Origin of the sequence: Actinomadura roseirufa, from assembly GCF_900659635.1 — a bacterium.
GTDB classification, from domain to species: Bacteria; Actinomycetota; Actinomycetes; order Streptosporangiales; family Streptosporangiaceae; genus Spirillospora; species Spirillospora roseirufa.
Window position 1 is genome coordinate 1 of record NZ_CAACVB010000330.1, and the last position, 7,411, is coordinate 7,411.

The 7,411-nt window shown below is 72.7% G+C and carries 8 protein-coding genes; 5 read left to right on the plus strand and 3 right to left on the minus strand.

Features of this window, described 5'->3' with window-relative positions:
• The 3 genes from E1291_RS36840 to E1291_RS36850 form a co-directional block, all read right to left on the minus strand.
• Positions 1–317, minus strand: a 317-nt coding sequence (locus tag E1291_RS36840; RefSeq protein WP_306434500.1) for a biotin/lipoyl-containing protein, incomplete at its 3' end; no start/stop codon positions are given.
• 35 nt (positions 318–352) lie between these two features.
• Complete coding sequence (gene lpdA / locus E1291_RS36845; RefSeq protein WP_131742680.1) at positions 353–1,747, minus strand: dihydrolipoyl dehydrogenase; 1,395 nt, start codon at positions 1,745–1,747, stop codon at positions 353–355.
• Positions 1,748–1,881: 134 nt separating this feature from the next.
• On the minus strand, positions 1,882–3,354 hold the full coding sequence (locus E1291_RS36850) for a leucyl aminopeptidase (RefSeq protein WP_131742681.1): 1,473 nt from the start codon (positions 3,352–3,354) through the stop codon (positions 1,882–1,884).
• Between the two features lie 335 nt (positions 3,355–3,689).
• Here E1291_RS36850 and E1291_RS36855 point away from each other — a divergent pair, with 335 nt between their 5' ends.
• The 5 genes from E1291_RS36855 to E1291_RS36875 all read left to right on the plus strand — a co-directional run.
• Positions 3,690–4,472, plus strand: coding sequence for a GntR family transcriptional regulator (locus E1291_RS36855; RefSeq protein ID WP_131742682.1), 783 nt, complete (start codon positions 3,690–3,692; stop codon positions 4,470–4,472).
• Positions 4,473–4,606: 134 nt separating this feature from the next.
• A complete protein-coding gene (locus E1291_RS36860; RefSeq protein ID WP_131742683.1) occupies positions 4,607–4,834 on the plus strand; it encodes a 4Fe-4S dicluster domain-containing protein in 228 nt (75 codons plus the stop codon).
• Positions 4,835–4,847: 13 nt separating this feature from the next.
• Positions 4,848–6,287, plus strand: coding sequence for an ABC transporter substrate-binding protein (locus E1291_RS36865; RefSeq protein WP_242614608.1), 1,440 nt, complete (start codon positions 4,848–4,850; stop codon positions 6,285–6,287).
• Positions 6,284–7,060 (plus strand): ABC transporter permease, encoded by a 777-nt coding sequence (locus E1291_RS36870; RefSeq protein ID WP_131742684.1) that lies wholly within the window; start codon positions 6,284–6,286, stop codon positions 7,058–7,060. Before E1291_RS36865 ends, E1291_RS36870 begins: the two co-directional genes overlap by 4 nt.
• Positions 7,057–7,411 (plus strand): ATP-binding cassette domain-containing protein (locus E1291_RS36875; RefSeq protein WP_131742685.1); only part of this gene is annotated, 355 nt, incomplete at its 3' end. The genes E1291_RS36870 and E1291_RS36875, both read left to right, overlap by 4 nt.

Here is a 7,411-nt window from a genome sequence, read left to right on the forward strand (position 1 = left end):
GGCGCCTCCGGCTCCGGCGCCGGGGCCTCCTGCGGCTGCTCCTCGGCGGCGGGCGCGGCCGGCGCGGCGGGCGCGTCGCCCTCGTCCCCGATGACCGCGAGCTCGGCGCCGACCTCGACGGTCTCGTCCTCGGCGACGGTGATGCTGGTCAGGATGCCCGACGCGGGCGAAGGGATCTCGGTGTCGACCTTGTCGGTCGACACTTCGAGAAGCGGCTCGTCGGTCTCGACGCGCTCACCCTCCTTCTTCAACCAGCGGGTGACGGTGCCCTCGGTGACGCTCTCGCCGAGCTGGGGCATAGTGACGGAGACCGGCATGGCTCTCAGCGACTCCTTCGAATATCGCGCGGCGTTCAGCCGTGCACGTGCAGTGGCTTGCCGGCGAGCGCGAGATGCGCCTCGCCGACCGCCTCGGACTGGGTCGGGTGGGGGTGGATCAGCTGGGCGACCTCGCCGGGCAGGGCCTCCCAGTTGTAGATGAGCTGACCCTCCGCGATGAGCTCGCCGACGCGTGCGCCGACCATGTGGATGCCGAGGACGGGACCGTCCACGGCCGCGATCACCTTGACCTCGCCCTGCGTGCCCAGGATCTTGCTCTTGGGGTTGCCGGCCAGATCGTAGGTGACCTCCTTGATCTCGTGTCCCCGTTCCCTGGCCACCGCGGAGGTGATGCCGACCGAGGCGACCTCGGGGTCGGAGTAGGTGATGCGCGGCACGCCGTCGTAGTCGATCGGCGGCGGGGCGAGCCCGGCCAGCCGCTCGGCGACGAGGATGCCCTCGGCGAAGCCGACGTGGGCCAGCTGCGGCGTCGGGACCAGGTCGCCGAGCGCCGAGATCGTGGGGACGTTCGTCCGGCAGAACTCGTCGACCTTGACGAACCCGCGCTCGGTCTCGACGCCGGCCTCGGCGAGGCCGATGCCGTCGGAGACGGGCGCGCGGCCGACGGCCACCAGCAGCAGCTCCGCGTCGATGGTCTTGCCGCCCTCCAGGGTGACGGCGACGCCGCCCTGGGTGGTCTTGACGCTCTCGAACCGGGTGCCGAGCTCGAACTTGATGCGGCGCTTGCGGAACGCCCGCTCCAGCCGCTTGGAGCTGGACTCCTCCTCCAGCGGGAGCAGGTGGGGCAGCGCCTCGACGATGGTGACCTCGGCCCCGAAGGACCGCCAGACGCTGGCGAACTCGACGCCGATGACGCCGCCGCCGAGGATCACCACGGACGCCGGGACGCGCTCCAGGCGCAGCGCGTGGTCGCTGGAGATGACCCGCTCGCCGTCGATCTCCAGGCCGGGCAGCGACTTGGGCGCCGAGCCGGTGCCGAGGACGATGTGCGCCCCCTCCAGCGTGCGGACCCCGCCGTCGGGGGCCGTGACCTCGACGCTGGTGGGGCCGGTGAGCCGTCCCGTGCCGTGCACGATCTCGACGCCGCGGCTCTTCACCAGGCCGGTCAGGCCCTTGACGGTGCCTGAGACGATCTTGTCCTTGTAGGCGTTCACGCCGGCCATGTCGATGCCCTCGAACGTGGCCCGGACGCCGAACGCGGCCGCCTCGCGGGACTGGTCGGCGACCTCGGCGGCGTGCAGCAGCGCCTTGGTGGGGATGCAGCCGCGGTTCAGGCAGGTCCCGCCGAGGACCTCGTCCCGCTCGATGAGCGCGACCGAGCTCTCGAGCTCGGCCGCGCGCAGGGCGCACGCGTATCCACCGCTGCCGGCACCGAGGATCACGATGTCGTAGGGGCCGCTGTTGGCCACTGGACGCTCCCTTTCCCGGATCTGGCGCCGCGTGGGTCGTGGCGCCGTGGGCGGAGGCGGGGCGCACCGGTCCGGGTGCCCCGCCACCACGCAAAACCTATTAGCTTGCCGCGCCGGTAACTTCGGGCGGGGCCCTACAGGGCTCCGGAGGCGAGGTCCTCGGCGAGCTGGACGAGCGTGCGGGTGGCGGCGCCGGTGCCGCCCTTGGGCGTGTAACCGTAGGGCTCGCCCTTGTGGAAGGACGGGCCGGCGATGTCGAGGTGGGCCCACTTGACGCCGTCCGGCACGAACTCCCGCAGGAAGACCCCGGCCACCAGCATGCCGCCCCAGCGCTCGCCGCTGATGTTGGCGATGTCGGCGACCGCGGAGTCCAGGCCCTTGCGCAGTTCGGCGGGCAGGGGCATGCCCCAGGCCGCCTCGCCGGCGCGGCCGGCCGCCGCGACCACCTTCTCACGGACGTCGTCGTCGTTGGCCATGATCCCGGTGGTCCGGGTGCCGAGCGCGACGAGCTGCGCGCCGGTCAGCGTGGCGACGTCCACCAGCAGGTCGGGGTCGTCCTCGCCGGCGCGGACGAGCGCGTCGGCCATGACCAGCCGGCCCTCGGCGTCGGTGTTGAGCACCTCGACGGTCTTGCCGCCGTAGATGCGCAGCACGTCGGACGGGCGCTGCGCCGTGCCGCTCGGCATGTTCTCGGCGATCGCCAGGTAGGCGACGACGTTGACCTTGGGGCCGAGCTTGGCGATCGCGCCCATCGCGCCGAGCACCGCGCCGGCGCCGCCCATGTCGGACTTCATCCAGTCCATGGCCTCGGACGGCTTGAGCGACAGGCCGCCGGAGTCGAAGGTGATGCCCTTGCCGACGAGGGCGAGGGTCTTGGTGGCCTCCGGGTGGGCGTAGGCGAGGCGGACCAGGCGCGGCGGGTTCACCGAGCCCTGGCCGACGCCCACGATCCCGCCGTAGCCGCCCTCGACCAGCGCCTTCTCGTCGAGCACCTCGATCGCCAGGCCGGTCTCGCCGGCGACCCGCTCGGCCTCGCCCGCGAGGTCCTCGGGGCCGAGGTGCGAGGGCGGGGTGTTGACGAGGTCGCGGACCAGGGTGATGGACTCGGCGAGGATCCGCGCGCGCTCGACGGCGGCCTCCTCGGCGGGCGCCAGCAGCCTGATCTCCTCGACCGGGGCCTTGCGGTCGCCGGTGCGGTAGGCGTCGAAGGCGTAGGCGCCGAGCAGCGCGCCGAGGGCGACGGCCTCGACGTCGGCGGCGGACTCGGCGGGCAGGGCGACGGCCACCCGGGCGGTCCCGGCCAGGGCGCGCAGCGCGGCCCCGGCGGCGCGGCGCAGGTCCTCGGCGCCGGGCTCCTCGCCCAGGCCGGCGGCCACGACCACCGGTGCGGGGACCGCGCCGAGGGTGGGCAGTTTCGTGATCTCTCCGGTTTTGCCGGTGGCGCCCAGGGCGCGCAGCGCGTCGGCGAGCCGTCCGTCCAGGGCCTGGTCGAGGCCCTCGGAGCCGGCCGCCGGTGCGGCACCCGCACCGGCGGGGGAGACGCCGATCACGATCGCGTCGACGTCAAGACTGGCCGGGGTCGCGCTGTCAAGGCTGATGCTCGTCACGTAGCCCGATGGTAGTCCTCCCCGTGACCGGTTTCGCCCTTTTGGATCAAGCCTTACCCTCCCTGAACGCGCCGCCGGGAACGGGGCGCGGAGAGGTCTCGCGCGAGGGTCGGCGAGGGCGGTCCGGAAGGGCCCCGCGGGGCGGGCGGGCGGGGGCGGCGCGGCCGCCGCCGGAGGGTGACCGGGGGGTCGTGCGCCGTGCCGGCCGGGGACGGGGTGGCGGAACCGTCCTTGATCGGTATGTTCTTGCAGGTCAGAATATGTGGCAGAGGTGTCTCGGGTGGCGTTAATCCGACCCTATTCACCTATTCCGATTGTTTTAGTAGGTTAACGCCGTGACCAGGAAAGACACCGCGACAGAGGCGCTCAGCCTGACGGACTCGCGGCGGCTGCGCGCCGACCGGGCCCGGCAGGTGGCCGACGTGCTCCGCCGCCAGGTGCTGTACGGGGAGTTCCGCAGCGGCGCGCTGCCGTCCGAGGCCGAGCTCGTCCGGGAGTTCTGCACGTCCCGGAACACGGTGCGCGAGGCGCTGGACCTGCTGCGCGCCGAGGGCCTGGTCGAGCGCTGTCCGGGGGTGGGCACGCTCGCGGTGGCGGAGAAGTACCCGCACGGGCTGGACCTGCTGCGCGGGCTCGCCGAGACGCTGCGCGAGCACGGCGAGGTCGCCAACGAGGTCCGCACCACCGGGCTGATCTCCCCGTCCCGGGAGATCTCGTCGCGGCTGCGGCTGCCCGACGGCGAGCCCGTCGTCTACATCGAGCGGGTCCGGCGGCTCAACGGGCTGCCGCTCTCGCTCGACCTCACCTACGTGTCCCGCGACCTCGGCGAGCCGCTGCTCGCCGAGGACCTGGCCCACAACGACATCTTCGTCCTGCTGGAGCGGATCGCCGGGCAGCCGCTCGGACGGGCGGAGGTCACGCTGGAGGCGGTCAACGCCGACCCCCACTCCGCCGCGACACTGGACGCCCCGCGCGGCACCGCCCTGCTCATGGTCGAGCGCCTGACCCACCTCGCCGACGGCCGCCCCGTCGACCTGGAGTTCATCCGGTTCCGCGGGGACCGGATCACGATGAGCGGCTCGATGAACCGCACCCGGCCGCCCGACCCCGGTCACTGAACCGCCCAGTGCACCGAACCTCACCGTGACCGCCCTCTGACCCCACCCGATCCGAGAGACCGCCTGCCGCGCGGCGACGCGCGGCGTGTTCCGCGTGCCCGAGCGGGCACACCGCCGATTCCTGGAGAACCCCCATGTCCCTCGTGGAGAACCGCGCCGACGTCCCCGTGACCGTGGACGAGGCCCTCTGTATCGACGGCTGCACGCTCTGCATCGACGTCTGCCCGCTGGACGCGCTCGCCGTCCACCCCGAGACGGGCAAGGCGTACATGCACGTCGACGAGTGCTGGTACTGCGGGCCCTGTGCCGACCGGTGCCCGACCGGGGCCGTGACCGTGAACATGCCGTTCCTGCTGCGCTGAAGGACGATCTCTGATGACGAAGATGAAGCGAACCCTGGCGGCGGGCGCCGCCCTCGTCCCGCTCGCGGCGGGCTGCACGGTCGCGGGCAACGCCTCCGGCGGGCAGGGCTCCGGCACCATCGTCGTGGGCTACCAGTCGAAGACGATCAACACCGTCACGGCCGGGACCCTGCTGCGCTCGCTGGGCCTCTTCGAGAAGCGGCTGAAGGAGCTGGGCAAGGCCGACGGGAAGAAGTACTCGGTCGTCTGGCAGGACTACGACACCGGCGCTCCGATCACCGCGCAGATGCTCGCCGGGAAGATCGACATCGGCTCGATGGGCGACTACCCGCTGCTGATCAACGGCTCGCGGGCGCAGGCCCAGGGCGGCGACGCCCTGACCGAGCTGGTCGCGGTGACCGGCTACAACGTCCGCGGCTCGCTGAACGGCGTGGTCGTCTCCAAGGACTCCTCGGCCAAGACGCTGCGCGACCTGAAGGGCAAGACGGTCTCGACGAGCGTCGGGTCGGCCGGGCACGGGACGTTCGTCCAGGCGGCCCGCAAGTACGGGCTCGACCCGACCAAGGACGTCAAGGTCGAGAACCAGGCGCCCTCCGTGGGCGCGTCCGCCTTGCAGGCCGGGAGCGCCGCGGGCCTCGCCCAGTTCGTGGCCTGGCCCGGCGTGCTCGTGCAGAAGGGCCAGGCACGGCTCCTCTACGACGGCGGTGCCCTGAACGTGCCGACCTTCCACGGCGTGGTCGTCCGCAAGGCGTTCGCCGGTGAGAAGGGCAAGGTCCTCCAGGCGTTCCTCCACGCGCAGATAGACGCGACCAACTACCTGCACGCCGACCCGGTCAAGGCGGCGGAGTCGGTGGCCTCCGCCACGGGCCTTCCGGCCGAGGCCGTCTACCTCTACAACGGCGCAGGTGGCGTCTCCACGTTCGACCCGACCATCAAGCAGCCGCTGCGGGACGCGTTCGCGCAGGACGTGCCGTTCCTCAAGTCGATCGGCGTCATCCAGACCCCGCTGGACGTGAAGCCGTTCATCAACGACGCCTACATCAGGCAGGCGTACGGCTCGTCCTACGAGCAGAACGCGGCGTCCACGGCCAACCCCGCCGCCATCACCGGCACCGACGCCGTCTGCAACACGAAGGTGGGCGACGCGGCGACCGCCGGGGAGGTCTGGGTGGCGGGCGAGCCCAAGACGCGCCCGGTCTCCGACCCCGTCTGCCTGCTGAAGAACGTGCGCAAGCTCCAAGGCGAGGGTAAGCAGCTCAGGGCCGTGTACATCCCCGACGCCACGACCGGCACCCGCTGGTTCGCCGACAAGGACGTTTGGGTGGAGGACCCGTCGGCCGACGCGGCGACCCGGTTCAAGCCGTTCGCCACGCAGGAGGCGGCGGAGAAGTACGTCTCCGCCCACTCGGGAGCCAAGGTCGTCAAGTACGACGAGGCGGTGCGGCGCGCATGAGGAGTCTGTTCCGCTGGCCGGTGCGGATCGCATCGCTCGCGGCGGCCCTCGCGGTGTGGCAGGTGCTCACCGCCGCGAACGTGCGGTTCTGGGTGCGGTTCGACCGATTCCCCGGGCCGGGCGACGTGGCGCGCGAGTTCGGCCGCCAGGTCGAGCACGGCCAGTTCTACGAGGACATCACGCAGAGCCTCGTGCGGATCCTGACGGGGTTCGCGCTGGCCGCCGTCTTCGGCGTCGCCCTCGGCGTCGCGACCGCCCGCTCGCGATGGGCGGGCGACCTGCTGCAGCCGCTGCTGGAGGTCGCCCGGCCGATCCCGGCGATCGCGCTGGTCCCGGTCGCGATCCTGCTGTTCCCCGAGAACGAGCAGGGCATCGTCTTCATCACCTTCGTCGCGGCGTTCTTCCCCGTCCTGGTCAGCACGCGGCACGCCGTGAAGGCCCTGCCCGTCGTCTGGGAGGACGCGGTGCGCACGCTCGGCGCGGGCCGGTTCCGGGTGCTGGCGCAGGTCGTCCTGCCGGGCGTGCTGCCCGGGGTGTTCGGCGGGCTGTCGATCGGCATGGGCGTGGCGTGGATCTGCGTCATCTCCGCCGAGATGATCTCCGGCGACTTCGGCGTCGGCTACCGCACCTGGCAGGCGTACACGATCGTCGACTACCCCGGCGTGCTCGTCGGGATGGCCACCATCGGGCTGCTCGGCTGGCTGACCTCCGCCGCGGTGGAACTGGCCGGGCGGCGCCTCACCCGGTGGCTGCCGAGGGAGGAGCGCCGATGAGCGGGCTGGCACTGCGCGCCGAGGGGGTGACGCTCGGCTACGGCGGCCGTCCCGTCGTCACCGGGCTCGACCTGACGGCCGAGGCGGGCGAGGTCCTGGCCGTCCTCGGACCGTCCGGATGCGGCAAGTCCACGCTGCTGCGCGCGTTCGCCGGGCTGCTGCCGGTCTCCGCGGGCCGCGTGCTCGCCGGCGGCGAGCCGGTCACCGGCACGTCCGCCGACCGCGCGCTCGTCTTCCAGGACGACGCGCTGCTGCCCTGGCGGACCGCCCGCCGCAACGTGGAGCTGGCCCTGTCGCTGCGCGGCGTGCGCCGCGCCGAGCGCCGCGCCGCCGCCGCCCGGTGGCTGGAGC